Origin of the sequence: Legionella lytica, from assembly GCF_023921225.1 — a bacterium.
GTDB lineage: Bacteria > Pseudomonadota > Gammaproteobacteria > Legionellales > Legionellaceae > Legionella > Legionella lytica.
In genome coordinates, this window is record NZ_CP071527.1 from 450,173 (window position 1) to 475,731 (window position 25,559).

The window sequence follows — 25,559 nt, forward strand, 5'->3', positions numbered from 1 at the left end:
GCCGGCGTATACCTCTACCCTAGAGGTCATTAACAGCCTATTTACTCATCATATTTCTAATTAAACCCACTATAGCTGTTACAATACCTCCACTAACCAGGCCGGTACCTGCGTCACCTAAAATAGTACCAAGAGTTGTATCCGCGATGCCTAGATTATTTAGGAGTTGCACTCCCTGTAATATATAACCACCTAATGCTCCACCGACTAGCCCGGCAATTGTATTACCAATTGTACCGAGGCTTAAATTTTTTAATCCTGCACCAGTTGCATTACCACCAATAGCGCCACCAATTAAACTACTTATTAGTCCTATAATGTCCATTACCAATACTCCTGTTCGCCTGCTTCCATATAGATAATTATTGTCTCGTAAAGCGTGGTCGTCAAATAAACACATTGGGCTTATTTTTTCTCCTGATTTAGTGGGGCCACTCAGGGCATGATAATTAGTGCAGCTGCGAATTAAAGAAAAATAAATTCAAGCAATTAGTGTCATGAAATTGGACTATTTTGGGCTAGCCCTAATAAGTTGGGGTTATTTTTAACCATATGGTTTATTAAATACACATGTCAAAAGCGAGGTTTCCAAATATCATTTATATTTGGACAAAAGAACAGCAGAAAAATGCACTTCCTGAACTGAAAACTAAAAAACAACTCCTTATTGATGAATATTGCGCTAATGCTGGGTTGTGTTACTGATTGCTGTTTAAGGAAAACCTGGTTGCGAGCAACCAGGTTATATTGACGAGATATATCTGTACTTCGATGATTTTATTGTAATTTAGCGGTTACCTTATTTCTTAACTCAAGAGCATGTAGAACGGATACATAGCTCCACGTTAGTGATTTGGCTCCTTGTTGAACGCCAGTATTTAAATTAACTTGCTCAGCTAAATCCATATCAGGCGCATATTTTTTGACAAGTTCTAAATAGGCATCACCTGTGTCAATGTATTTTTTCATCAACCCATTTTGGTTTGGTTTCGCGGGCAACATATCCGCTAAAGTGTAATAATACTCAGCCATGGTTGCGGTTAAAATAAACCAGGGATTTCCTTGGCTGTTGGTTTGATAGCCATCATAAGTATCCCCAGGATAACGACCGAACAAAATAGCTCCTGAATTATTCTCGTTGATAGGGAACATTTGGTTAAATTGTGTATGTAAGGCATTAATGGTTTTTTCCACATAAATGCTATTAGGGGCTAAAAGCCCTCGTTGAGGGTTAAATAATATGCCCAAGATTACTGCTGAATCTAACTCCATAGTTTTTTGTGGGCCTAAATGAGGCGGAAGGGTGGCTTGGATCAGCTGATTTTTTTGATCCAAATGCTGGTACAAACGATAATCCATCAGTCGCGCTTGTTGTTCATAATAAATAGCGGCACGTTCATCATCCATACGGCGAGCCAGTGTGGCGCCATCAAGCAAAGCTTTTTGCTGTACCATAGTGGTGAAAAAATGATTGCCATAAACCTCCTCCCAGAGGTCAAAGTTTTCATCCGTCCAGTGATGAGCTATGTATTCCAAATCTAACTTAATGACGCTCATATCATGTGGATTCATGCTTTTGTTATACAAATATGTTTGTACGTACTCTACTTCATTTTGATTTAATAATTGCTGGGCAAAACGAATTAATGCAGTTGCTCTTATTGCAGGTCCATCATTTTGTGGTCTGCCCCAAGCACCATCAAAGGGATAACCGTTAATATAGAATTTGGGTTCCCCGAGAATATCTCGTCCGGGAAGGGGGGAGTTTTGATGCTGGATCATCCGTGTCCATGCAACATAATGAAATAGGCGCTCCTTATTTGCTGAGGAGTGATTTTCTTCATACCAGGTTTCAATTAGGTTCATAGCAATGGCTGAATCACGGACCCAGTCATAATAATAGTTGGGATTTTGTTGTGAGGGGGAGGCGACAATTGCACCATTAGGATGAATGTTTGCTAAAAAATTTGTTTTTAATTTGCTTATTTCTTCTGGACTAAACACGGCACCAATTGCTTGTGTGACTATAAAAAACCATAAAATAAATATCCGTTTCACTCTAATCCTCCTGATAAAAATAAATTTAAAAGTGCAATTTTCGCCATAGTACATGAAAATTTAGATGTAGAGTAGTGGGTAATGTATCTGTTCAAGAGGTAGCTGATTTCAGACCGGAGGATTAACTAAGCATCGTGATTTTTAAAGAAAAATGGGTTTTAAGCAACCGTTTGCTGAGTTCGCATCTGCCGACACCCCGCAGTTTGTCTGGCATTGTTGCATAATCAGTGAGCGTAAGTCGGGCCTCTGGCCCGACATTTCCTCAAATGATATCTACAATGGCTTTTACCCATAGGGAGTGAGCATTTAAACAGGGCACTACAATTAATTGAGTACCACCTAAAGCAAGCCATTGTTGTTTCGCCTGAATACTGATCTCTTCTAATGTTTCAAGACAGTCAGCGACAAAAGAGGGGCATGCTATTACTAATTTTTTAATTCCTTGAGCCGCAAGTTGGTTGAGCATTTCATCAGTATAGGGTTTTATCCAGGGGGTTCTACCTAATCGAGATTGGAATGCTGTACTGTATTGCTGCTCTGATAATTGCAGTTCTTTGGCTAATAAGCGACTGCTTTGGTGACATTGGGCTTTATAACAGCCTTGGTTCATTTCTGAAATCACTGGGCAGGTATCAATACAGATTGATTTGCAGTTATTTTTAGTAATTTGGCGTTCAGGAAGGCCATGATAGCTAAAAAGAATATGTTCATATTCGTTAACTTGTTCTTTAATCAACTCAGTTTGTGCCTTGATATAAGCTGGGTGTTGAAAAAAATCACGGATCACCTTTATCGACGGAATTAAGTCCCAAGAACTAATAATCTTCAGTGCCTCTTCAATAGATGAGCCGCTAGCAGCTGAAGAGTATTGCGGATATAAAGGTAAAATAGTAATGGATTCACAATGCTTGAGCTGATTCAACTGCTCCGCAATTGAAGGGGTACCGTAACGCATCCCCAAGACAACCTCATACTTAGAACCTAATTCTTGTTGAACTCGAGTTAGTAAGTTTTGGCTATGCCACAGCAGAGGAGAACCCTGTTCGCTCCAAATTGCTTGATAGGCATGAGCGGATCGTTTTGCTCTAAAGGGTAAAATAAAAAGATACACCAGGATATAACGAAGCAGCGCAGGCAAATCAATAACACGTTTGTCTGTTAAAAATACACGTAAATAACTACGAACAGCAGGGACAGATGGGGTTTTAGGAGTCCCTAGATTAATAAGTAATAAACCACGTCTCATTCGGCAATATTGACCTTGATAAAATTAGGGTCATCATACCTGAAGTTGGCTTTGAATTCAGTAACTGGGGAAAATTTAGTCGGAGCGGCATTATTAATTAACATAAGTTTGGCATAAAAGACAGGTAAATGACTTTTATGGCGCGAACCGAAGTTAGGCAATTACAATGCCGCTTAACTGATTAGGCCATTTCCAGTTCGGCAGCTTCTGTGACTACAAACACATTTGCCGCATGAAGACCTTTATCGCCTTGTCCCACTTCATAGGTTACTACCTGTCCAGGGACTAATGTCTTATAGCCAGTGCCATGAATTGATGAAAAGTGAACAAAAATATCATCGCCACCTTGTTCTGGAATAATAAATCCCCATCCTTTGGCATTATTAAACCATTTAACTTCGCCCCTAGCCATATCAAATTCTCCTTTTGCTCTAGTTCTCAATTGCTGCAATGTTCTGAGCAATTGTATTCCTTTATCCTTAAATGAAGCCTAATTGTGTAATTAGGTAGTTTTAACATAACGTAAAATGCACCTACTACTCAATAGAATTTTCGGTGAACAGAAGAAATTTTTTAAAATGCATGCTGAACTAAGTTATTTGAAGACAATTTGTATATTTTAGTAATAATCAATCGATGCTTACGCGTAAAAAAAAATCGTTTAAAGATCTCTTGACAGAATTATGCTCTTGCTCTGAATATAGAATCAGAGCAAGAGCATAATCCTATGGGGGGCTTGCTGCTGTAACGAGCTTTGAGAAAATTGGTTCCTTAATAGTTTCTTAAGCTATTTGTGTTATCTTTAGAAGTTATATGTGTCGCAAGAGGAGTTTTAGATGAGCAGCCATGCTAGAATATTAGGAAGATTAGGCCTATCTACTGCTGTTGAGCCACGGCATGCCGGACCAGCAGACGTTGAATCTGCACCGCAAAGCGATGACATGCCCCAATTAACTCTTGCAGCCAGACCAGAGCCTGATATGAAAAATGTATTAATGAATGCTCTAGGTGGACCATCTAAAAAATTAACGCCAATGGATAAATGATAGGAAAAACAAATGACGGTTTGTTTTTATCGCATCGCATCCATAGAAAACAAGTCGCACAAAAACTAGCATTTTGAAGTATCTTAGGTATATACTTTTTCCATAGATAATTATTTTTTTGAGGCATAAGTATATGGCAGCTGGGGGCTTTGCTGAAACAGCGCACTGGAGAGATTCTGCGCGCAGTGCTCGTTTCTTTCTGGTGGATGCACGTGCCGCGTTTCCTTTATTTATATTTCTAATGCATATTCGAATTTGGACTGGGGTTGTTGTACTTATTTCCGCAATTTTTTTTGGTATCATTGAACATTATGGCTTTACTGTGCCGGTATTTTTACGTTGGATAAGAGGTTTCCTTGCCGGAAATATTAAGTCTGCACAACCATGGTGGCGGTGATAAATGGAACGAACTATTAGTCAATGTATGGGCATCATCTCTGCAAGTATGAATGCCAAGTTTTATTTGAATGACCGATTTGTAAGTTATGACGAAGTGTTTGCAGAGACTGGTTTATTACCTGCAATTGCCAAGCGAGCGGATCAGTTATGTTCTTTATGCTTAGGTTATGGCTTGGGTGCAACATTTGATGAGTCAGAAGGGGCTTTATTAGGGTTGCGTGTAGTTTTTGATGAAGTGACACCTAATGTTTTGCGTTTGTTGTGCATGACTGATGTAGTAAATGAATTAATTCAAGGCGGTCCAAGTAAAGATTATACCCCCTTGGATGAATTAATGTATGACTAAGCGCGTCATTTTTAAGTGAATTGTAAAGAATTCGAAAGTAAATTGAAATTTGAGTTCACTTTATAATTTGTTTTGTTAGACTCAGGTTATAGGTACAAGTTTTTTGAGGAGCAGTAATATGGCAGCTTTAGATAAATATAGAATCACTCTTTTCCAAACTAGCGGTGTGACGTCTGCTAATAATGGACTGGCTTCTGTTAGTGCGATGGTTCCCATGACACCTGAAGATGCTCATCGGATAGTAGTGAATCCACTTAATATTGCAAAAACACAGACAGAAAAGGCTGCGCATGTGCGAGCTGATTTTGAGCCTACTAAAAGGGCTGCTGAAGTCATAACTAACTGTTATAACAAAATAAATGCTGTTGTGAATAATAAAATTGAAGAGCAAATCACAGTGGAACAGGAATTCACCACTGAGGCAGATGAAGCAGTAGTGTCAACTCCTTCTTATAGAAGATAATGAAGTATTGTTCGTGGCTTAATTCGAGAGGTTATACCTCTCATTAGATATGAGTGTTGGTGTTATGAAAGAGGTGCTCTCAGATCAACAAAATGAAGCGATTCTCCAAGCCTTGGACGAAGCCATTAACAATGGCCCCTGGGAGGAGTCTAATTTCTTACGTGCCATTGGTAAAAATTTAAATCACATTCGTGAAAATTTTGTGAATCAGCTAGGTACGCGTACTAAAGCACAAATACAAGCTGAAACTCAATTAGCAAATCGTATGGCATTAAGAAGTGGACAGCAAGAAGTGTTTGTTTCGCTTTATTCGGCGGATGGTTCAAACATCCAGTCTTGGGAGCGTATTGTTGCTAATTTACCACGACAAATGATTTCGCGCCCTATCTATGCCTCTGAAGAGCATGTCAAAGCAATCATAAAAACTAAAGAAAACAAGATCAATGAAGCTTATTTAGGTATTTTTATTAATCAAAGTGGTGTCATTGCTCTTCCTCCTGATAAAGCCTTATCCGATAAGCTAGGTAATCTTTTATTGACTTTGAAGGATAGGACTCTAGATCTAGATAATATTAGTCGTTTTGTACACGTGTCTGGCGTATATCACTATGATCGTGGCCGTTTACTTAAGGAAGCATCGGCTTAAGTAATGAAACATACCCTGTCTCCTGACCCAACACTGGCTTTTGGTGTGGCTTGATACTTGTTGGGCTATGGGCCTTACCTGCAATAAATTCTTAACTTTATGGCTGTGAGAGCGGGGGACAAGGGAACTAAATCATTTTCCCTTTGATTTTCTCGCAAAAATGCCTCAGAGCAGTATATACTTGAATTAATGAAACTAAGATAAGTACGTATTAATGGCTCAACAATCGCAACAACAAAACACCGATAGCGGCATGGCTCCCGTATGGATTACGGTGCTGCTGTTTATTACGGTATTCCTGGTTTGGAAAACAGGGCATCAATATATCGTGATGTTTGTTTTTCAAATAAATATCTTACAAGCGAAATTAGTTAACCTGTTCATTCATAGTGAGCAATTAACCAGTTTAATCTATCTGATGCAAACAATAGATCCCAATGCCGTAGACTGGGATCAGCTTGTGGATACCACGCGTGCTGTTGGAGATTTTATGCGTTATCCCGTCGTTCTGGGCTTAGGGGTGATGGCTATCGTTCTTTATCAATCTAATCTTAAATTGAAATACCGCAAAGCCCATGATATGAAGTCCTTACGCGCCCAGGAACAATTTAATTGGCCAGCAATTATGCCAGTAGTTAAAGAAGATTTAGTGAGCCAGGATGTTAATGTGGGCCCTTGGGCAATGGCGTTAACCCCTATGGAGTTCGCTCGTAAATACCATTTATTAAAAAAAGATGATGCTCTGTTGGATAATCCTGTGCCCGGCATGGAAATGACTGCAGGGGTCCGACGAGGTGATGCAAAGCGTGTCTTTACCTTACAGTTAGGTCCTTATTGGGATGGATTTGAGCATTGTTCGCCACAGGCTTATGCTTTGGCTGGTGTATTTATGGCGCGTTTAAATCGTGACCGTGATGCAGCAAATAACATCTTATCTGTATTAGACCGTACTTTTGTTGAAGGAAAGCCTGATTTCTCGGTGGCTAGACCTGTAGTAGAAAAGTACAAAAATACGGAAGAGATCCAAGAATTAATTGGAAAACATGCCTATACTTTAACTGTACTGGCTTCATTGCTGGAGAAGGCTCGGCAAGACGGGGTTGTTCCCAGTTCCGAATTTTTATGGTTAAAACCCGTTGACAGACGATTGTGGTATATGTTGAATTGTGTAGGCAGACAAACACCCTATGCGGAAGTTGCAGGTGCTTTTGCTCATTGGCGTGCAGAGAAAGAAATGGGGCGACGTTCTTTAGTGCCAATGATTGATGAAGCAATTAGAGCTTTAGAGGTAGCAGTGAAAGAAGTTAAATTATCACCTCGTCAAATGCAGGAGTTAGAACCATGATGCGTGGTATTGAGTCTCGTCATGAAGTAGATCCTACCCTCCTCCTTAGGGACACGCGAACCCTAACGCAGAGGATGGCGGATTTTTTTGCTGATCCGACAAACGTTTCGATTATTCTCTTTTCCCTGGCTGCCGCATCATTCTATATTTCAGAAGTGGCAACTTTATTAATGATCATTGGAGGAGGAGCCTTTGCTTACAGTTATACACGCAAGCAAAAACTTCCTTTTAGACTGCCACTCATTTCTAGAGTAAAAGATTACAATGACATGAAGCCTGGCGTAAATAAGCCCAATACTGCGCGAGGCATCGCTTTTTTTGGTAATGACCGTAAAAGTGGAGAAGAGTTGTGGTTTGCCAACGATGATATGCGTACTCACGCGTTGATTTTCGGTTCAACCGGTAGTGGTAAAACAGAATGTTTAGTTTCTCTTGCTTATAATGCCTTGGTTCAAGGTAGTGGTTTTATTTATGTGGATGGAAAAGGGGATAACTCGCTTTATGCGAAGGTCTTTTCCATGGTTCGTAGTATGGGGCGCGAAGATGATTTATTGCTGATTAACTTCATGACTGGTGCGCGAGATATTGTTGGTCCTCAGGAAAAAAGATTATCGAATACACTTAATCCATTTTGTCAGGGCTCTTCCAGTATGTTAACGCAGCTGGTGGTGAGCTTGATGGGTTCTTCCCAACAAGGCGGCGATGGCGATATGTGGAAAGGCCGTGCGATCGCATTCGTTGAAGCCTTAATGCGTTTATTAGTTTACATGCGCGATGAAGGTGCAATTCTTCTTGATGCGAACAGTATTCGTAACTATTTTGACTTAACCCGATTGGAATCAATTGTGGTTGACAAAGTCTTTCCACGTGATGATATGGAAAGTGTCAACATTGAACAGGTTCCAAAATTGGTTACTGACCCATTACGTAACTACTTGAATACCTTGCCTGGTTACAATAAAGAGAAAAAAGGGAAACAAGTATCGCAAGTATTAGAGCAACATGGTTTCATCACCATGCAGCTCGTACGAAGCTTCTCTTCTTTGGCTGATACTTATGGACACATCATTCGTACTAACTTGGCAGAGGTAGATTTTAAAGATGTGATCTTGAATCGCAGAATTTTGGTTGTGTTATTACCTGCACTAGAAAAATCTCCTGATGAGTTGGCAAACCTCGGTAAGATTATTGTGTCTTCCTTAAAAGCTATGATGGCAGCAGGTTTGGGGGAAGATGTTGAAGGGGATTACCGCGATGTTATCTTAAGAAAGCCTACTAATGCACCTACACCTTATATGTGTATTCTTGATGAGTACGGATATTATGCAGTGCAAGGTTTTGCGGTGGTGCCTGCTCAGGCGCGTTCTCTTGGATTCTCTGCGATTTTTGCAGGGCAAGATTTGCCTGCATTCCAAAAAGCTTCTAAAGAAGAGGCAGCATCCATCGGTGCAAATACCAACATTAAAATTTGTATGAAACTGGAAGACCCTACCGAAACGTGGGACTTCTTTACCAAAACTGCGGGTGAGGCTTATGTGACTAAGGTGGACTCATTCCAGGCTAAAGAAAATACGATGTCCAACAGTTATGCGGATAGCAAGAGCTCTTCATTTGAAAAAAGAGCCCGGGTAGACCTTTTGGACCTTAAAGAGCAAACCGAGGGTGAGGCGCATATATTCTTCAAATCAAAAATTGTACGTGCTCGCATGTTTTATGCGAACCCCAAACCAGTTAAGCAATTAAAAATTAACCAGTTCTTAAAAGTTGAGCCGCCAGCAGGTGAATATTTAGTGAAGTTGCAAAAGCAATTAGCTTCATTCCAATCTATTATTGAAAGTGGTGATTTGACGATTAATAAGACGGCTGATAGCGAAGAAATTACCCTCATAAGTAAGCTATTACGTGAATCTACCGTAATAGAGCCTATTGAGCGCGGTGTAACAGCTTTAATTGCATTCCACAATTTTAATGAGCCAGAGCCGGTTGAGGAATTAATCGAGGAAGAGGTCGAAGGCGCCTTAACCATATTTAGCCCATTACGTGTCAACGTTGGAGATCCTCCGTTATTAGTCCGCGATAAAGAAAGTTTCTCTGAATCATTATTACCGATTAATGAAACCCGCAATCAAATGATGACGATTGAGCGATTATCGGGGGCTAAAGATAAATATGCTGGTACCGTTGCTAATGAGTTAATTAAAGACTTCCAGTTGGCAACTAGTTATCCGCCTGAAGAACGTGACTTTATCGATCCGCAAACATTAACAGATATTGTAAAAGATCTCGCTGTTAAATTTGCAAGTGAACGTGATAAAGTGAATAAAAAGAATGAGGAAGGATTAGAATAAACTTCGAGTCAATAGTCTAACCTGGTTGCTAGCAACCAGGTTAGACTTTAATGGTAACCCAATATGATTGGAGTTGGCGTGAACCTTTATGTTAGGCCTCAACAACCGCCTGATTAATAAATGTTTTAATTTTTCGAGAAATCAAAAATAAAAATACCGCCCCAGCTAAAGCCCATATCCCCAATTGCTCAAAAATAGGCAAGTAGCTCTCATTGGCAAGGTTTGGTGTATGAGCTTGATTCTTTACCATTTCATTCGCGAAATAATGCGACAAAGAGGCTGCTGCACCTGCAACCAGCATCCATGAACCCATCATTAGACCTTGTAAATGTAAGGGCGCAATACGGCCAATCATTGCATAGCCTACAGGTGCAATAAGCAATTCTGAAATTCCTTGAAAAATAAAATAAAAGATAACCCACGATAGACTTATCAACCCATCAGGCCTTGAGAAATAGATTCCGCAGGCAAGAGCAAAAAAGGATAGGCCCAATAGAATAAAACCACAGGCGAATTGCACGGAAACGGAAAAATTAAATCTAGTTTGCAGAGAGCTGATGGTGAGGGATAGTATCGGGGCACAGATAATAATGACCAATGGGTTAATATTTAAGAGCCATTGAGTGGCAACTTCATAGCCGAGAAGATGGCGATCCGTATTATTTTTAATAAAGAGAATCACACCCATTGGGCCTGTAAAATAAATCATCCAGAAGAGTACGGAAACGAGCGCTAGGAGTAAATAAGCCATAATACGCTCTTTATCTTTTGGATATTTTTGGCGAACTCCGAGATAGAGAATAGCTAAAAACATCAGCGAGCTGATGGTGATAACTAAGTTATTGCTTAACTCTGTTGCTTTAAAAAAAAGCATGAGGAGTGGGATGCAACACAGCGTAAGCACAGCTCCTATTAAATTGTTTCTTAATCGCCGCGATGCATTTACTTGTGCTAAGGGGGTGGTTATATCCGCTAAAACTGACCAATAACGTAAGATAAAGAATATCGTTAGTGCGTCCATTAGAATCGCAATATAAAAGAGGCCTTGATATTGATTGGTATAATCGAAGAATCCGCTTAATGTATATCCTGCACAAAAACCGATGCTCATCATCGCATAACTAAGAATAAAAGCCGTTTCTCTACGCTCATCCTCTGAGCTAAAACGCTGGGTAAGCATGTTGTTATAGCAGGTAAAACTAATACCACAACCTACTAAAAACATACTCAGACTGAGAAATAGCAGGGATGTAGAGCAAGTTGCTAAAGCAAATAAGCCAAGAATTTCAATCAGGGATGCAAGTAGAAATAAGGCTCGATTACTTAATAGACGTCCTCCCAATAGCCCACCAATCAATTGCAATACATAATTAAGTGCGAGAAAGAGGCCCACAATACTATTTGATAGTCGATGCTCTAGCTGTAATTGTTTGGTAAGAAACAAGGCAAGAGATGAATAAAGAGTAGCATAAGAAAATGTTGTAAACGCCTGCACAAAATAAAGCGCTATTATTCCCTGGGGCATATTGGTTACTATTTTTTTCATCATTGATTCATTAACTAGAGGAAGCAAAACTCTAACATTAAAAAGAGGTTTTGATAAATATTTTTACACATGTGATGCATAAATGGACTGAAATTAATAAAAAAAATGTTAAGACATAAATAAATATTTAAAAAAATAGCAATTTATTTGAATTCATTGTAACGTAATGATTTGTAAATTTATCTTAACCTTGGGTTAATAGACTTTTTGTCAATTACAGCCATCCGAAGTGGTTTTTATTTTGTAACATGAGGGATCAAAAGTGAGATCAATACTTACTAGGTATATAGTCTGGCTAATTAGGGCTGTAGGAGCGATTGCCTTATGTATTATGATAGCTTCGTGTGGTCGAGACTATTGGGCTTTGCCCCCGGATTTACCCAGAGGTCCATGTAAAGATACTGGTGCTTGTGATACCACAATTATCAAGTACATGAAAAAATTTAATAAACATGGGGTGAAAGTAGTGAGTATTGGCCAAGACTATATGGTTAGTATTCCTGCAACCTTTTTATTTCATCCGCAAACCCCCAACATTAAATGGCGTTCTTATAGGTTGCTTAATGATGTTGCAATATTTTTAAAACAATTTCGCAAAATTTCAGTGTTTATAACCGGATACAGTAGTAAATATGGATCTCCAGCAAGGGAACGTGCGCTTACTTTGGCGCGCACTCGTGTGGTTAGTGAATATTTATGGTCTCAAGGTATTGATAGCCGTTTTATCTTTACCCAAGGTTTAGGAAGTGATAAACCAATTATTGCATACCCGCTTGGTGGTGATTATTCTGCCAATGCGCGAATAGAAATTACCTTTAGGCGAGCAGCGGGTTAGGAGCAAAGATGAATCGTGAAGGTTGGGCCTTAATTAAAGGAAACAAAAGTTTTAATGTTAATGTTTTCCGACGGGGTTTAATTTCCGTAATTGTTTCTTTAGTATTGAGTTGTATTTTGGGTTTGTTAATGTTTTATGTCTATCTAACTGAACCCGAACGAGATTTTTACGCTACCAGTGGGGTGACTCCTCCAATAAAACTTGCCCCTATGTTAGCTGCGAATATGTCATCACAGGCGTTGTTACCTCCGGATCCGCCAACTGATGAGGAAGAAAAACTGATACCGCAATAAGCACAATAACAGTAGAGGATATTATGGCTGAAGATGCCTTAACAGTCGTTACATTAAGAAATAAATTTTATAAGGATAGCCAGAGAAAGGTAATGCTTGCTTTGCTCGTTGCATTATTGGTTAACCTGGTGTTGGCTTCCATGTTGGTTTACATGTTGACACATCCTCCTGCGCCTAGATATTTTGCTACCAGTATTAATGGTCGGATTACGCCTTTGTTCCCATTAAATGAGCCAAACCAATCTGACTCAGCAGTATTGCAATGGGCGAACCAGGCTGCTATTGCTGCATTTACATACAATTTTGTGAATTACCGAGATGAGTTGCAAGCGTCATCAGGGTTTTTCACCGCAGAAGGCTGGGATCAATTCCTTAATGCCTTACAACAATCGAATAACCTCGATGCGGTTAAGGCAAAAAAATTGATTGTCTCTGCGGTAGCAACTAGAGCACCGATTATTCTGCAGAAAGGGGTTTTAAATGGTAGTTACTCATGGCGCGTGCAAATGCCAATCCTAGTAACTTATCAGAGTGCCAGCGAATTTACGCAACAAAATAATGTGGTGACTATGTTAATCACCCGAGTCTCGACTTTGAATTCTCCTAGAGGAATTGGTATATCACAGTTTGTTGTTGGACCTGCCAGTGGTGGAGTTTCTCAATGAAAAAGGTAAATCAGTTCTTTAAGTATTGTGTTTTATGTAGTATTGCTCATTGGGGGGCTAGCGCCTCCTTTGCCGCTCCTCCTCAACAACAGGATAGTGCGCAACAAGCATTGCAGCAGTTGCGTATGTTACAACAGCGTTTGGGACAGGGTGGGAATCAAGGCCAACCTGCTCAGGCTCAGGGACAGAATCAAGGTGGCGGTAATAATATACCTATTCCCTTATCTGATTCTTTATATCAGGCTCCTCCGCAAAAGCCCGAACCAGCTCAGCCACAAACTCAAAATCCTAATGAGCAAGTAGTTAGCCAATCGGATGAAGAAGTAATCGATAATAAAGCCTTTAAAGATATGAGCCGTGGTTTGTATCCATTAACTCCGGAACAAATTGTCCATTTAAGACAAATGCAACAAACAGTAGAATATGCGAAAGCGTCTACTCCAGGAACACCGCCAAAGCCCACTGCGACATCGCAATTTGTCAACTTGTCACCAGGGTCTACTCCTCCGGTTATTCGTTTGGCCCAGGGATTTGTTTCTTCTCTCGTATTTTTGGACTCTACAGGTTCTCCGTGGCCAATTTCTGCTTATGATTTGGGTGATCCTTCTGCGTTTAATATTCAATGGGATAAAACAAGTAACACCCTAATGATTCAGGCATTGAAATTATACAATTACGGTAACTTAGCAGTTCGTTTGCAGGGATTAAATACTCCGGTAATGTTAACACTTATCCCTGGTCAGAAAGCAGTTGATTATCGGGTTGATTTGCGGGTTCAAGGCTATGGCCCAAATGCTAAAAACAGACCTATGGAAGCGGGACTACCTCCTTCAGCTAGTGAGCTGCTTTTACATGTTCTCGATGGGGTTCCCCCTCCCGGAAGTAAACGATTGGGAATTATCGGCGGTGATGCGCGAGCTTGGTTATCCAACGATAGAATGTTTATTCGTACAAATCTTACTATATTGTCACCGGGTTGGCTTGCAAGTATGACCAGCGCAGATGGTACGCATGCATATGAAATGCAAAAGTCTCCGGTATTATTAGTGTCCTGGCATGGAAAAGTCATGCAGCTCAAGGTAGAAGGGTTATAAATGGCTGGCAGAAAAGAAAATCTTAAATCGCTTTTTTCTAATACTCGTTCACGGGTCATTATTGTTTTTACTGCAGTGCTGTTAGTACTTGCTGTGGTAATTGGCTATGTCAAATTGAGAGCCATTAATACTGGGCCAGGTGCTGAGGCGGTTCTAAGCCAGGCTCCTGGGAGTATTCAATCGATACCTGGTGTTCTTGATCCCACAGCTCAATATGCACGCTTGCAAGAAGAACAAAACATGACTCAAGCACAACAAGCACAGCAGACTGGAGGCAGCGCCATTCCTACGATTATTCGTACACAAGCCTTGGGGCAGGGTGTTGGCGTTATTGGTTCTAAGAATGGTCAAAGCGGTGTTGGCTTTGCTACTTTGGCTCGTGAAAATGAAGAAGGGGCGCAACGTTCTTTATGGATTCAAAACTTACAAAATAGTGGCTGTTCAAAGTCCGTACTCGCGCAAGTATTAGGTCAGGGTGCACAATTATCCGATATTAAATCAGCATGTAGTTGTGCTCAATTAAAAGATAATGGCTTTAAGTTACAAGATCTCAATCAGGTTTGCGCCTGTAAAGATTTGAGAGCAGCAGGATTTAATGCAAGACAATTAAGAGATGTTGGATACACTGCGAGTCGTTTAAGAGATTGCGGTTTTAGTGCCTGCGAATTACGCAGCGCTGGTTTTACTGCTCAAGAAATGAAAGATGCAGGTTTTTCTGATGGTGAATTAAAAGGTGCTGGTTTTACCGATGATGAAATTAATCGGGCTAGTGGTTTGCCACAGGGTATTTCTGCTGCTGATGTGCTTAAGGCAGGATGTAATGTTGATAATTTAATAAAACTACGCAAACAAGGGGTAAGTGCCTCTGCAATACGACGTATCAGTGGCTGTAGTGCAGAAGCTTTAAAAGCGGCAGGATATACTGCTAAAGAATTAAGAGAAGCAGGCTTTAGTGCAGCTGATCTGCGAAAAGCTGGATTTACGCCGGAGCAATTAAGGGCTGCAGGTTATAGTGCCAGAGACTTATTAAATGCTGGCTTTTCTCCTGAAGATTTAGCTAAGGCTGGATATACTGCTGCGCAGATTAAAGAGGCTGAAGCAGAATTACCGCCAGGAATTAGTGCTGATGATGTCAGAAAAGCGGGCTGTGATCCGGATGCATTAAAAAAAGAGCGGGCGGCAGGTGTTAGCGCCACTCTCATAAAACAATATGCGGGCTGTAGCGCCGACGCTTTAAAAGCAGCGGGTTTTACGGATGCAGAATTAGCTAATGCCGGGTTTACGCCCCAAGAAATTAGTGCCGCAACGCCACTAACCGATGCGCAAATCAAAGCTGCGGGCTGTGATCCAACTGCATTGAAGAAATTATTCACTGCGGGTGTGAGCGCGAAGCGTATTAAAGATTTAAATGGTTGTAGTGCTGATGCGTTAAAAAATGCAGGTTATGATGCGAAGTCATTGCTTGATGCAGGTTACACTCCTGCTCAGCTTCAGGCGGCAGGCTATACAACCAGCGATTTAGAAAATGCGGGTTTATCTCCAGCGGAAATTTTAGCTGCTGGGCGCGTATCTGATTGCAGTGTTGATTCATTAAAGAGAGCTCGAGCTGCTGGTATTAGTGCGGCGACAATTAAGAAAACCTTAGGCTGCTCTGCGAAAGCATTGAAGGATGCGGGGTATACCGCGAAAGAGTTAAAAGATGCGGGCTTTACCGCAGCAGAATTAAAAAATGCAGGTTTTACTGCAGCCCAGCTTAAAGCCGCAGGATTTAGTGCTAAGGAGCTTAAAGATGCCGGCTTTAGTGCTAAGGAGTTGAAAGATGCGGGTTTTACGGCTGCACAGCTTAAGGCCGCAGGCTTTAGTGCCAAAGACCTAAAGGATGCAGGATTTAGTGCTAAAGATCTTAAAGATGCGGGTTTTAGTGCCAAAGAGCTGCGAGATGCAGGCTTTACTGCAGCACAACTGAAAGATGCCGGGTTTAGCGCGAAAGATCTTAAAGACGCAGGGTATAGTGCTGCTGAGCTTAAAGCAGCAGGCTTTACCGCAGCCCAACTTAAGGATGCAGGATTTGGGGCGTCTGACCTTAAAGCTGCCGGTTATAGTGCTAAAAATTTAAAAGATGCCGGATTTGCTGCAGCGGATTTAAATGCGGCAGGATTTACCCCAGCAGAGATGCAGTTGGTAGGCTTAGGTGCTCCCAATGTGCAACAGGGTGCATTTAGTGTTAGTGGGGTGCCCAGCATAGGACAAGGAGGCGTAGCAAACCAAGGGGCTGCTGCGTCAAACCAGCAATTGCAGGCTATTTTAAATCGCCAGACTCAGCAAATGGCAGAACAAAAGTACCAACAAAAAATCCAACAACGTAGCGCAGATATGCTTTCTGCTGCAAACCAACTACTCGTAGATTGGAAAAATGTTAGTGGACAAACTTATGTTGCTGGTAATGAAGATAAAGAGGCTATTGCTAGCGGTGCTAATACGGGAGCAGGAGGCAATGCTGGACCACAAGGCGCTATGGGTGGTTCACAAGAACAAGTAGCAATAATTAAAACTGGTGATGTCTTATTTGCAGTGATGGATACTTCCGTGAATAGCGATGAGCCAGGCCCTATTCTTGCCACGATTGTTGCTGGGAAATTAAAGGGAACCAAATTAATTGGTAGCTTCAATTTGCCTTCGAAAGCGAACAAAATGGTTATTACCTTTAACACAATGTCTGTTCCTGGTGCACCGAAAACCGTATCGATTTCCGCTTTTGCAATTGATCCTAATACTGCGAGAACGGCTCTATCAAGTAGAACAGACCATCATTACTTATTACGCTATGGTTCTCTGTTCGCTTCTTCGTTCCTTGAGGGATTTGGTAACGCGTTCCAGTCAGCTAATACCACTGTAACCATTGGTGGTACAGGAGGAGGCAACAACGTAACAGTTGCCAATGGTGTTGGGCGCTCAACGTTGCAAAATGCGGTCATTGGATTGGCAACAGTGGGTAAAACCTGGGGACAACAAGCACAGCAATTATTTAATACACCAACAACTGTTGAGGTATATGCAGGTAGTCCTTTAGGAGTGTTGTTTACACAAGACGTAAGATCACTTTAATTTGACGGTAGAAAACGATGGCAGAAAACGATCAAAATGATGAATATAAATTCGACGAGTATGAGTCTTATGACCACGAGTCACCGGGCAATGCTGAGTCGGGTTCAAGCCCTTCACCACAACCACCGGGGAAATCTCCAAAGGGCCCTAATAAAGACGTGCGACGTAATGCATTAATTGCTGTAGGCGTTATCATTGCGGCAATGGTGGGCTATAAGGTCGTTGGCGGACTTTTTTCTGGGAAAAGTACATCCGAGACTAAAGGAGGAAACCTCCCTCCTGCGCCAGTTACGGCGGTTGCTCCTCAGCAGCAAATACAGCCAATGCCACAATTGCAACCACAACCGGTTCAGCAGGCTTCTCCACAGCCTGTTCAGGCAACACTTCCGGTAACACATGTGGACAACAACGCGCTGAAACAACAAGTTGAATCGATTGCAACAAATCAACAAAATGTTCAATCACAGGTTTCTTCAATGAATGAGCAGGTTGGAAATGTAAATAATAATATTAACAACTTAAGCGCGCAAATTAACCAACTAAACCAGACAATTACTGATCTAACTAATCAGTTAAATAAGCAGTCAGAAGTTATTGCCGTATTAATGCAGCGTACCAAACCTAAGGTCGTACGCAGAATATTGCCCCCTCAGCGTTATGGACAAGCCAATATTTATTATATTAATGCAGTAATTCCTGGTCGGGCTTGGCTAATTGGTACAAATGGTTCTACACTTACAGTAAGAGAAGGAACAAAAATTGCGGGATATGGAGTCGTTAAGCTTATTGACTCTATGGAAGGTCGAGTCTTAACGAGTTCTGGACGGATAATTAGGTTTAGTCAAGACGATAGTTGAGGTAAATATATATGGCTGATTCAACATGTACAGGCGGGACGGTTGCGTGCTGGGTAGCGAGTCAGGCAAACATACTAACCAATATTGCAAATTCATTGGTGCCTGTACAACGCTTAATCACGGGCGGAGCATATTTAATAGGTTGCGCTTTTTTATTTAAAGCAATTTACAGCCTAAAAGTGTATGGTGAGGCGCGGACGATGATGTCCAGTCACACAAGTGTCAAAGAGCCTGTAGTCTATTTGATGGTAGGGGCAATATTTATTTATTTCCCGACAGCTTTTGCAACGCTAATGCAGAGTACTTTTGGTTATCAAAATGTTCTTCAATATGCCCCAATAAGCAGTAGCAATCAGACATTAGATTTCTTGTTTGGTAATGGGAGTGTGGTTGGAAGGCCACTGACGATTATCATCCAGGTTATTGGACTGGTAGCTTTTGTTCGAGGGTGGGTATTGATCGCGCGTTCAGCGTCACAAGGGCAGCCTCCAGGAGGAACAGGAAAGGGTTTAGTCCATGTTTTTGGGGGAATTTTAGCAATCAATATTGTAGGGACTATCAATATGATTAATAATACAATATACGGTACGTGATAGTATGTTGGTGTGTGTTTTTTACTTTTAAATTTAGGAGACAATAGTGAAAAGTAAAATCATTAGTAAAGCAGGCTTTAAGTCTTGGTTAAGCAGTATTGTTTGTCTAAGCTTATTAGCCTTGGTTTGTCAGGATGCAGTTGCTGGTGGGAATATGACTATCGGTGCTATGGCGTCGTCAATTACAGGGTCATTTACGAACTTGACTAAGTTAATTACAGCTGGTTCTTATTTGGCTGGTTTGGGTTTCTCTATCGGTGCGATTATGAAGTTTAAGCAGCACAAAGATAACCCAACTCAAATTCCAATTGGAACACCGATTGCGTTAGTTTTTATTGCTGCAGCGTTACTGTTCCTCCCTTCAATTTTAGGGGTAACCGGAGCTACTATGTTCGGTTCTTCAGGCGGTAAAACAGCAGGCCCTACTGGTACTGTATATACTGGTTCATAATAATTGGATTGAAACAAAACGGGTAAATTGTATTTACTCGTTTTGTTTATGTAAATTAGTTAGATGTCTAATTAGCCCTATGGCCATGATAGTAAAATATCAGTTAATAATAAGGTTGTGTTAGGCAACGTGAGCTTAAAATATGGCAGTGAATCAAGAAAAAAAACAGTTGAAGTTGTTGGCTACGCCAGGTTCATGGCGTTTATATTCAGCCAGAAAAGTCGACGAACGATTTAAGTCATATGAGCAAAAAGTTTTGCAACGGGATCGTTATACCTGTCAGTTTTGTGGTTTTCAAGCACGTCTTTTTCAGGACGTAGTTAATCTTGATAATAATTATACCAACAATAAGCTACCAAACTTGGTAACGGCTTGTTGCTTTTGTGCACAGTGCTTTTTTATTGAATCTGTTGGTGTTGGTGGCTATGGTGGAGGAACACTGATCTACCTTCCAGAACTAACTCAGGCAGAATTAAATAGTCTATGTCATGTGCTGTTTTGTGCTATAACAAATGATACTGGATATAAATCCAGTGCACAGAATATCTATCGTGGATTTAAATTTCGTTCACAGCTAGTCGAAGAAAAATTTGGTGAGGGTACCAGTGATCCTGCTATTTTTGGTCAACTAATGATTGACGCTGGGGTAAATGATGAAGAAAGAAGGTCACAACTGTTGAAAAACATACTTTTATTACCTTCTCGAGCAAAGTTTCGTAAACAGATTGAAAAATGGGCTGCGAGTGCCTTAGAAGAAATTACTGTATAAGGTTCGTTGACCTAGTGGTTGTTTCCATTTTTTCCACTAGCGTAGAAATGGAAATTGACCCTAAGCTACACTAAATGGGGATAATAAAAATGGCGCATTGGTCAGAATCTTTTTTTGAAGGGGTTGATACCTTCTTTGCCTGGCTAAGTACTTCACTTAAGCAAACAACAGAGTCATACATTGATTTAGAAACTGCGGATAGTCCAACCGTTCTCGTAAATCATGATGGTTCTTTATTATCAATCATTAAAGTCGAAGGGATTGCGGCACTTGCCGGACCAGACGAATTTGATCAGTTGGTTGCTGGTTTAACAAATGCCTTTCAGGCGGCTATGGGACGTCCTGGCCATGGCTTACAGGTTTACTTTAGCCACGATAAGCAGAATATCAGAAAGCTAATTCGTGATATTTATGATCCAGCAACAGCAACAGCAAAACGCCTTGGTTTAGACTTAGGGGACCTTTTTGAGGAACGTACTGACTACATGGCACAATATTGTGCGGAAGAGCGTTTATTTTTTGTATTAATTACCCGTCCCTTCAATTTAACCACGGAACAGTTAAAAGCGGCTAATAAAGCGAAAACGAAGATGCTAAAAGATACTAAAGCACCTCCGTTTAAAACCAGCCAAACGATTTATGCGGCAGTTCCTGAATTACGCGATACTCATGATGCCTATGTTCGCGCCATCATGAATGACTTGGATTCCTTGCATGTTGCAGGAAAATTATTAGAGGTTCATGACGCTGTGCATGCGATTCGCATGACAGCTGATCCTGATTATACGGCAGATGATTGGCGGGCTACGTTGCCTGGAGACATGATCCCCGTGCGGGAATTTAATGGTTTTGAGGGTGATGCTTCGGATCTATTATGGCCCTCATTAGCCAAACAAGTGCTTCCCCGTGATGCTTCGGTTTTAGATTTACGCACCGTCCAAGTCGGCGATAAGATTTACTCATCGACCTACATCGATTTATTTCCAAAGGATGTAAGACCCTTTGTATATTTGTTTGGCCGTATCTTACCTTCGCATATTCCTTGGAAAATTTCATTTTTAGTTGAAAGCGAAGGATTGGCTACGATCAAGTTAAAAGGTCTTTTGGCTGGGATTTTAAGTTTCAGTTCGGCACAAAACCGCTTAATCAGTGACTCGGTTAACTTGCTCAAATATTTACAACTTAATACGGATGAATCAATTGTTCGTTTGCGTGTGGTCGCCACAACTTGGGCGCCTGAAGGACGAGTGGCTTTATTACGTCAACGTAGTTCTGAATTAGTTAAAGCAATTCAGGGTTGGGGTTCTACGGATGTGTCCGAAATTTGCGGCGATCCCTTTGGTGGTTTTGTATCCAGCATGTTAGCCGGAACCCTGAATAGTACCGCAGTACCAACAGTAGCTCCTTTAAGTGCGGTAGTTTCTATGTTACCCATTACTCGCCCTGCATCCCCATGGAGCAAAGGGGCTTTGCTTTTTAGATCCCCTGATGGGAAGCCTTGGCCATTCCAACCTGGCTCTACTGAGCAAACTACATGGATTGATCTCGTTTACGCGCGTCCTGGTTCGGGTAAATCCGTTCTTTCTAACGCGATCAATTTGGCGCTATGCTTATCTGGTGGTTTATTACGTTTGCCGCGCATTGCTATTATCGATATTGGGCCGTCAAGTAGTGGTTTGATTTCGCTTTTACAAGAAGCATTACCTGCTTCAAAACGCCACTTAGTGGCTTATCACCGTTTACGAATGACACCAGATTATTCAATTAATCCTTTTGATACTCAATTAGGCTGTCGTTACCCAACAGCCTTAGAACGCGCATTTTTGGTGAACTTTATTACTTTATTGACAACACCTTTAGGTGCGGAGAAACCTTATGATGGTATGCCCGATCTTGCAGGTATGGTTGTTGATGAATTGTTTAAGAGTATGGCTGATGAATTTAACCCAACTCCCTATGCTCCAGGTGTGGAAGTATTCTTGGATAGTATTTTAGAAGAGATTGGTTTTGTTCGTGACTCAAAATCAACCTGGTGGGAAGTGACTGATTCACTATACTCTGCAGGATTTGAACATGAAGCTATGCTAGCTCAACGTTATGCTATGCCTCTCCTTGCGGATGCAGCCTCTATTTGCCGTACTCCTTCGATTGAGGATTTGTATGAAAAGATTACAGCGCCTACGGGGGAGTCGTTAATTAATGCGTTTTCGCGAATGATTTCTGCCGCGGTCCGTGAATACCCTATTTTATCACGGGTGACTAGTTTCGATATTGGGGATGCACGCGTAGTTTCTCTAGACCTTGACGAGGTCGCTAAGAGTGGGGGAGACGCTGCAGACCGGCAAACTGCGGTAATGTATATGTTGGCGCGCTATGTTTTGGCTCGACATTATTATTTGACTGAAGAAAGTTTGAATAATATTCCCGAACAATACAAGGAATACCATAAGGAACGCGTGCGCGAGATACGTGAGGATCATAAGCGTATTGTTTATGACGAATTTCACCGTACTTCTAAATCAGCTGCCGTGCGTGAGCAAGTAATTATCGACATGCGTGAAGGACGAAAATGGAAAGTACAAATTGCCTTGCTCTCTCAGTCTGTGGATGACTTTGATCCGGTGATGATCGATTTCGCGACTGCAATTTATATCATGGATGCTGGCCCCTCTCAAGCAATTGAAAAAACCACGTCCATATTCGGACTTTCTGAAACAGCAAAGGCCGCGTTACGCAACCGGGTACATGGTCCTCGACTTGGTGGAGCTACTTTCCTTGCTCAATTTGCTACTAAAAGTGGGGTAAATGTGCAATTGCTCACCCTAACTTTAGGGCCGGTTGAATTGTGGGCGTTTAGTACCACGGCGGAGGATGCTTCTGTAAGAAACCATTTATACCGACATCTTGGGCCTGCTGAGGCGCGACGTTTGCTTGCGGCTTTATTCCCTAATGGTTCTGTTGCTAAAGAGATTGAAACGCGTTTAGCGGGGATGAAGGAAAAGATTGGCTTAATCGAAGAAGATATGAAGGAAAGTATTGTAGAACAATTAATTAACGACATTCTTGATGCCTATTCAAAGAATCCTGATGTTAAGAGTTTACCTGCTAGACTAACTTAATATTATCTTAAGAATATTAAAATATAATGCGCCTCATCTATAACATTGGATGAGGTCATTATGAGAAAAATTCTCGCAGTTGTGTTGATATTGTTTAGTTCTTTTAGCGCTAATATAGCTTTTGCAGAACAAAGCGCTTCCAGTCGTATTCCAGATGAGTTTTTTGTGAGAGAGCACTGGCTTAGTATGACGACAAGCTATGACATTGAAACCAGAACTCAAAAATTAGGTACCCTATATAGAAGATTTTTTAGCTTACTGTTAACTTATGATTTTTATGATCCATTTGATAACAAAATTGCTTATGCACGTTCAAAGTTCTTTTCATTTACGGCGCATTTCGATGTTTACGATAATTTTGAAAATTATTTAGGTGCAGCAGACGAGCGTCTGTTTTCTTTCTTCCCTACTTTTGATATTTATGACCGTGATGGCTATACCAAGCTTGCTAAGGCATCAATGAATTTCTGGGGAACAACATTTACTCTTTATGATCCAGTAACCGGTAAAGAAATGGCCCATATGTCTCGACCATTCTTTAGATTAAAAAATGACTGGACTTTCCACGTAACCGACCGAGAGCTATTTGAACATAAAGCTATTGACCCACGAGTATTGATGACGGTTATTGCATTCCAAGGTGATAGAGAATATTGGGAGCAAGAACGACGACAGGATGACGATTATCTAAGAAAAGGTATCAAGAGCAGCAAAGAAACTGCGCCTGCTACGGATGTAAGCCAACAACAGCTGACTACACTTTTAGATAAAATTGCTGCTGTAAGCAAACAAGAGGGTTTGGAAAATACTCAAGAGCCTGATGAAAAAGCAGCAATGACAGTTGCAGCTGAGTTAGAAAATGGTTACAACACGCAAATGACTGATGATTCAGTACAATCAAGTCAAGAGCGATTGAATGCCTTTACTGATTACTGTTTACATTTGATTCAATCAAACTCGGTGTCTCAAGAGAAAAAGAAAACGATTCTGTTCTTACTAAAAGCACGTTTGCAAGCAAACGCATAATTTAGGACACCTATGTAGGCTGGGCTGCTGTAAGGCCCAGTCTATATCACATATCGCAAACATCCCTTTTTAATAATGAGTCCGTAACACTCCTTGATTACGTTGCATTCCATCAAGGCTACTATAAGAACAACCATAAACTTTCTTGGCATCATACATCGCCAAATCGGCTTTAACGACAAGATCCGTCGCTGTTTTCGCATCATCGGGATAGGTAGCTGAGCCTATACTAATGGAATAACAATAAGGTTCACTATTTTCAAGAATCACGATTGGTTGAAATTCTTTAATAATACGTTCTGCAATCACCTGTGGTGTTCGCTTATTCGGAGCATGAGGTACGATGGCCGTAAATTCATCCCCCCCAAGCCGTGCAATGAAGTCTTTTTCGCGAAAACAAAGCTGGAGTCGCCTTGAGGTTTCTAGAAGCAGTTGATCGCCTATACTGTGGCCATAGCGATCATTTACATGCTTAAAATTGTCCAGGTCAATAAAGAATACGGTAATGCAATGGTTGGGGTTTATCGTGTTAATTAATTCATGCAAATGTTGAATGAAATAGCGACGATTAGGCAAATTAGTCAGATGATCAAAACGAGCTAAATAGTGGTATTTATCTTTCTCTGTTTGTAATAGATAGTTCCTATCATTTAATTCCTGTTCATAACGCTCATTTTCGCGAAGCAAACTAGCAAGAGTTGTCACGATAATAAGATAGGTAAACAAATGATTAATAAGTTCAATAGCCAGGAATTGATAGGGTGGTAAACTATAATAAGGAGGAATGACAAATTGATTAAAGGTAATGAGTATCAACATCGATGCAATAGAATAAATCAATAAACCACTCATTCCGGTAAGTGATGCTGCAAGTAAGGGCATTACATAGAACCATTGGGTATGTAGTGGGCCTATACCCCAAACCAAATAGTTACCTATAACAATTGCGAAAAAAATAATGGCGGTTAAGAGTTGACTGCATAAGTAGACATTTTTAGCTTGTTTAAGCAGCCATAAATTCGCTAAAGTTAATCCGCCTGTAATACTAATGGTGGTGATTAAAACCCAAAGTTGAGACATGGAATAGAAAATTGCAACAATAGTACAGACGAAAAGAAATTCCCAACTGACATACTGAATCAGGCGATATTGGCGAGTATATTTTTCGATGCTATCCGACTGTTTTAAGTAGTTAAAAATCTTATATAGCATTTCGGTTTCAGTCCTTGGCCTTTATTGAAGAATATCCACATCTTTAGTTTAGTTGAATTTATTAATAGTAGGCAATTTTAATAAGGGACTAATTGTA

At 40.8% G+C, this 25,559-nt stretch carries 24 protein-coding genes; 18 read left to right on the top strand and 6 right to left on the bottom strand.

The window, feature by feature from the left end; all coding sequences use genetic code 11:
* Window positions 1–37: 37 nt before the first annotated feature.
* From J2N86_RS01970 to J2N86_RS01985, 4 genes are all read right to left on the bottom strand, one after another.
* The gene (locus J2N86_RS01970; protein ID WP_252580564.1) at window positions 38–325 is read right to left on the bottom strand and encodes a hypothetical protein; all 288 of its coding nucleotides are present in this window, start codon (window positions 323–325) and stop codon (window positions 38–40) included.
* A 452-nt stretch (window positions 326–777) separates the two neighbouring features.
* Window positions 778–2,112, bottom strand: coding sequence for a glycoside hydrolase family 15 protein (locus J2N86_RS01975; protein ID WP_252580566.1), 1,335 nt, complete (start codon window positions 2,110–2,112; stop codon window positions 778–780).
* A 208-nt stretch (window positions 2,113–2,320) separates the two neighbouring features.
* Window positions 2,321–3,304 carry a ferrochelatase gene (gene hemH, locus J2N86_RS01980; RefSeq protein WP_252580568.1) on the bottom strand — a complete coding sequence of 328 codons (984 nt, stop codon included), beginning with the start codon at window positions 3,302–3,304 and terminating at the stop codon, window positions 2,321–2,323.
* 181 nt (window positions 3,305–3,485) lie between these two features.
* The gene (locus J2N86_RS01985; RefSeq protein WP_252580570.1) at window positions 3,486–3,716 is read right to left on the bottom strand and encodes a cold-shock protein; all 231 of its coding nucleotides are present in this window, start codon (window positions 3,714–3,716) and stop codon (window positions 3,486–3,488) included.
* Window positions 3,717–4,140: 424 nt separating this feature from the next.
* Between J2N86_RS01985 and J2N86_RS01990 the strand changes: the two genes are divergently transcribed.
* From J2N86_RS01990 to J2N86_RS02020, 7 genes are all read left to right on the top strand, one after another.
* Window positions 4,141–4,350 carry a hypothetical protein gene (locus J2N86_RS01990; protein WP_252580572.1) on the top strand — a complete coding sequence of 70 codons (210 nt, stop codon included), beginning with the start codon at window positions 4,141–4,143 and terminating at the stop codon, window positions 4,348–4,350.
* Between the two features lie 133 nt (window positions 4,351–4,483).
* Window positions 4,484–4,747 carry an IcmT/TraK family protein gene (icmT, locus tag J2N86_RS01995; protein WP_252580573.1) on the top strand — a complete coding sequence of 88 codons (264 nt, stop codon included), beginning with the start codon at window positions 4,484–4,486 and terminating at the stop codon, window positions 4,745–4,747.
* Between the two features lie 3 nt (window positions 4,748–4,750).
* Complete coding sequence (locus tag J2N86_RS02000) at window positions 4,751–5,095, top strand: type IV secretion IcmS family protein (RefSeq protein ID WP_252580575.1); 345 nt, start codon at window positions 4,751–4,753, stop codon at window positions 5,093–5,095.
* A 118-nt stretch (window positions 5,096–5,213) separates the two neighbouring features.
* Window positions 5,214–5,558: a hypothetical protein gene (locus J2N86_RS02005; protein ID WP_252580577.1), complete on the top strand. Its 345-nt coding sequence runs from the start codon at window positions 5,214–5,216 to the stop codon at window positions 5,556–5,558.
* Window positions 5,559–5,622: 64 nt separating this feature from the next.
* Entirely contained in the window at window positions 5,623–6,204 is a 582-nt protein-coding gene (icmQ, locus tag J2N86_RS02010; RefSeq protein ID WP_252580579.1) for a Dot/Icm secretion system protein IcmQ, read from the top strand.
* A 214-nt stretch (window positions 6,205–6,418) separates the two neighbouring features.
* Complete coding sequence (gene icmP, locus J2N86_RS02015; protein ID WP_252580581.1) at window positions 6,419–7,549, top strand: type IVB secretion system coupling complex protein DotM/IcmP; 1,131 nt, start codon at window positions 6,419–6,421, stop codon at window positions 7,547–7,549.
* Entirely contained in the window at window positions 7,546–9,897 is a 2,352-nt protein-coding gene (locus J2N86_RS02020) for a TraM recognition domain-containing protein (RefSeq protein WP_252580583.1), read from the top strand. Before icmP ends, J2N86_RS02020 begins: the two co-directional genes overlap by 4 nt.
* A 91-nt stretch (window positions 9,898–9,988) precedes the next feature.
* Here J2N86_RS02020 and J2N86_RS02025 read toward each other — a convergent pair whose 3' ends face one another.
* A complete protein-coding gene (locus J2N86_RS02025) occupies window positions 9,989–11,446 on the bottom strand; it encodes a peptide MFS transporter (RefSeq protein ID WP_252580585.1) in 1,458 nt (485 codons plus the stop codon).
* A 259-nt stretch (window positions 11,447–11,705) separates the two neighbouring features.
* Here J2N86_RS02025 and icmN point away from each other — a divergent pair, with 259 nt between their 5' ends.
* The 11 genes from icmN to J2N86_RS02080 all read left to right on the top strand — a co-directional run bounded on the left by icmN (window position 11,706) and on the right by J2N86_RS02080 (window position 24,250).
* Window positions 11,706–12,278 (top strand): type IVB secretion system protein IcmN/DotK, encoded by a 573-nt coding sequence (gene icmN / locus J2N86_RS02030; protein WP_252580586.1) that lies wholly within the window; start codon window positions 11,706–11,708, stop codon window positions 12,276–12,278.
* Window positions 12,279–12,286: 8 nt separating this feature from the next.
* Window positions 12,287–12,571, top strand: coding sequence for a type IVB secretion system protein IcmM/DotJ (gene icmM / locus J2N86_RS02035; RefSeq protein ID WP_252580588.1), 285 nt, complete (start codon window positions 12,287–12,289; stop codon window positions 12,569–12,571).
* A gap of 23 nt (window positions 12,572–12,594) precedes the next feature.
* Window positions 12,595–13,236, top strand: coding sequence for a type IVB secretion system apparatus protein IcmL/DotI (locus J2N86_RS02040; protein ID WP_133136894.1), 642 nt, complete (start codon window positions 12,595–12,597; stop codon window positions 13,234–13,236).
* Window positions 13,233–14,330: a DotH/IcmK family type IV secretion protein gene (locus tag J2N86_RS02045; RefSeq protein WP_252580590.1), complete on the top strand. Its 1,098-nt coding sequence runs from the start codon at window positions 13,233–13,235 to the stop codon at window positions 14,328–14,330. Before J2N86_RS02040 ends, J2N86_RS02045 begins: the two co-directional genes overlap by 4 nt.
* Window positions 14,331–17,435, top strand: a complete 3,105-nt coding sequence (dotG, locus tag J2N86_RS02050; protein ID WP_252580592.1) for a type IVB secretion system protein DotG/IcmE — start codon at window positions 14,331–14,333, stop codon at window positions 17,433–17,435.
* Between the two features lie 17 nt (window positions 17,436–17,452).
* A complete protein-coding gene (icmG, locus tag J2N86_RS02055; protein ID WP_252580593.1) occupies window positions 17,453–18,292 on the top strand; it encodes a type IVB secretion system protein IcmG/DotF in 840 nt (279 codons plus the stop codon).
* Window positions 18,293–18,303: 11 nt separating this feature from the next.
* Complete coding sequence (locus tag J2N86_RS02060) at window positions 18,304–18,885, top strand: type IV secretion protein IcmC (protein ID WP_252580595.1); 582 nt, start codon at window positions 18,304–18,306, stop codon at window positions 18,883–18,885.
* A gap of 46 nt (window positions 18,886–18,931) precedes the next feature.
* On the top strand, window positions 18,932–19,336 hold the full coding sequence (locus tag J2N86_RS02065) for a type IV secretion protein IcmD (protein ID WP_252580597.1): 405 nt from the start codon (window positions 18,932–18,934) through the stop codon (window positions 19,334–19,336).
* A 142-nt stretch (window positions 19,337–19,478) separates the two neighbouring features.
* Complete coding sequence (icmJ, locus tag J2N86_RS02070) at window positions 19,479–20,105, top strand: type IVB secretion system protein IcmJDotN (RefSeq protein ID WP_252580599.1); 627 nt, start codon at window positions 19,479–19,481, stop codon at window positions 20,103–20,105.
* 89 nt (window positions 20,106–20,194) lie between these two features.
* A complete protein-coding gene (locus tag J2N86_RS02075; protein WP_252580601.1) occupies window positions 20,195–23,224 on the top strand; it encodes a type IV secretion protein IcmB in 3,030 nt (1,009 codons plus the stop codon).
* A 60-nt stretch (window positions 23,225–23,284) separates the two neighbouring features.
* Entirely contained in the window at window positions 23,285–24,250 is a 966-nt protein-coding gene (locus J2N86_RS02080; protein WP_252580603.1) for an LURP-one-related/scramblase family protein, read from the top strand.
* Between the two features lie 69 nt (window positions 24,251–24,319).
* On the opposite strand, the gene J2N86_RS02085 is transcribed toward J2N86_RS02080, so the two are convergent.
* Window positions 24,320–25,462: a diguanylate cyclase domain-containing protein gene (locus J2N86_RS02085; protein WP_252580604.1), complete on the bottom strand. Its 1,143-nt coding sequence runs from the start codon at window positions 25,460–25,462 to the stop codon at window positions 24,320–24,322.
* Window positions 25,463–25,559 lie beyond the last annotated feature (97 nt).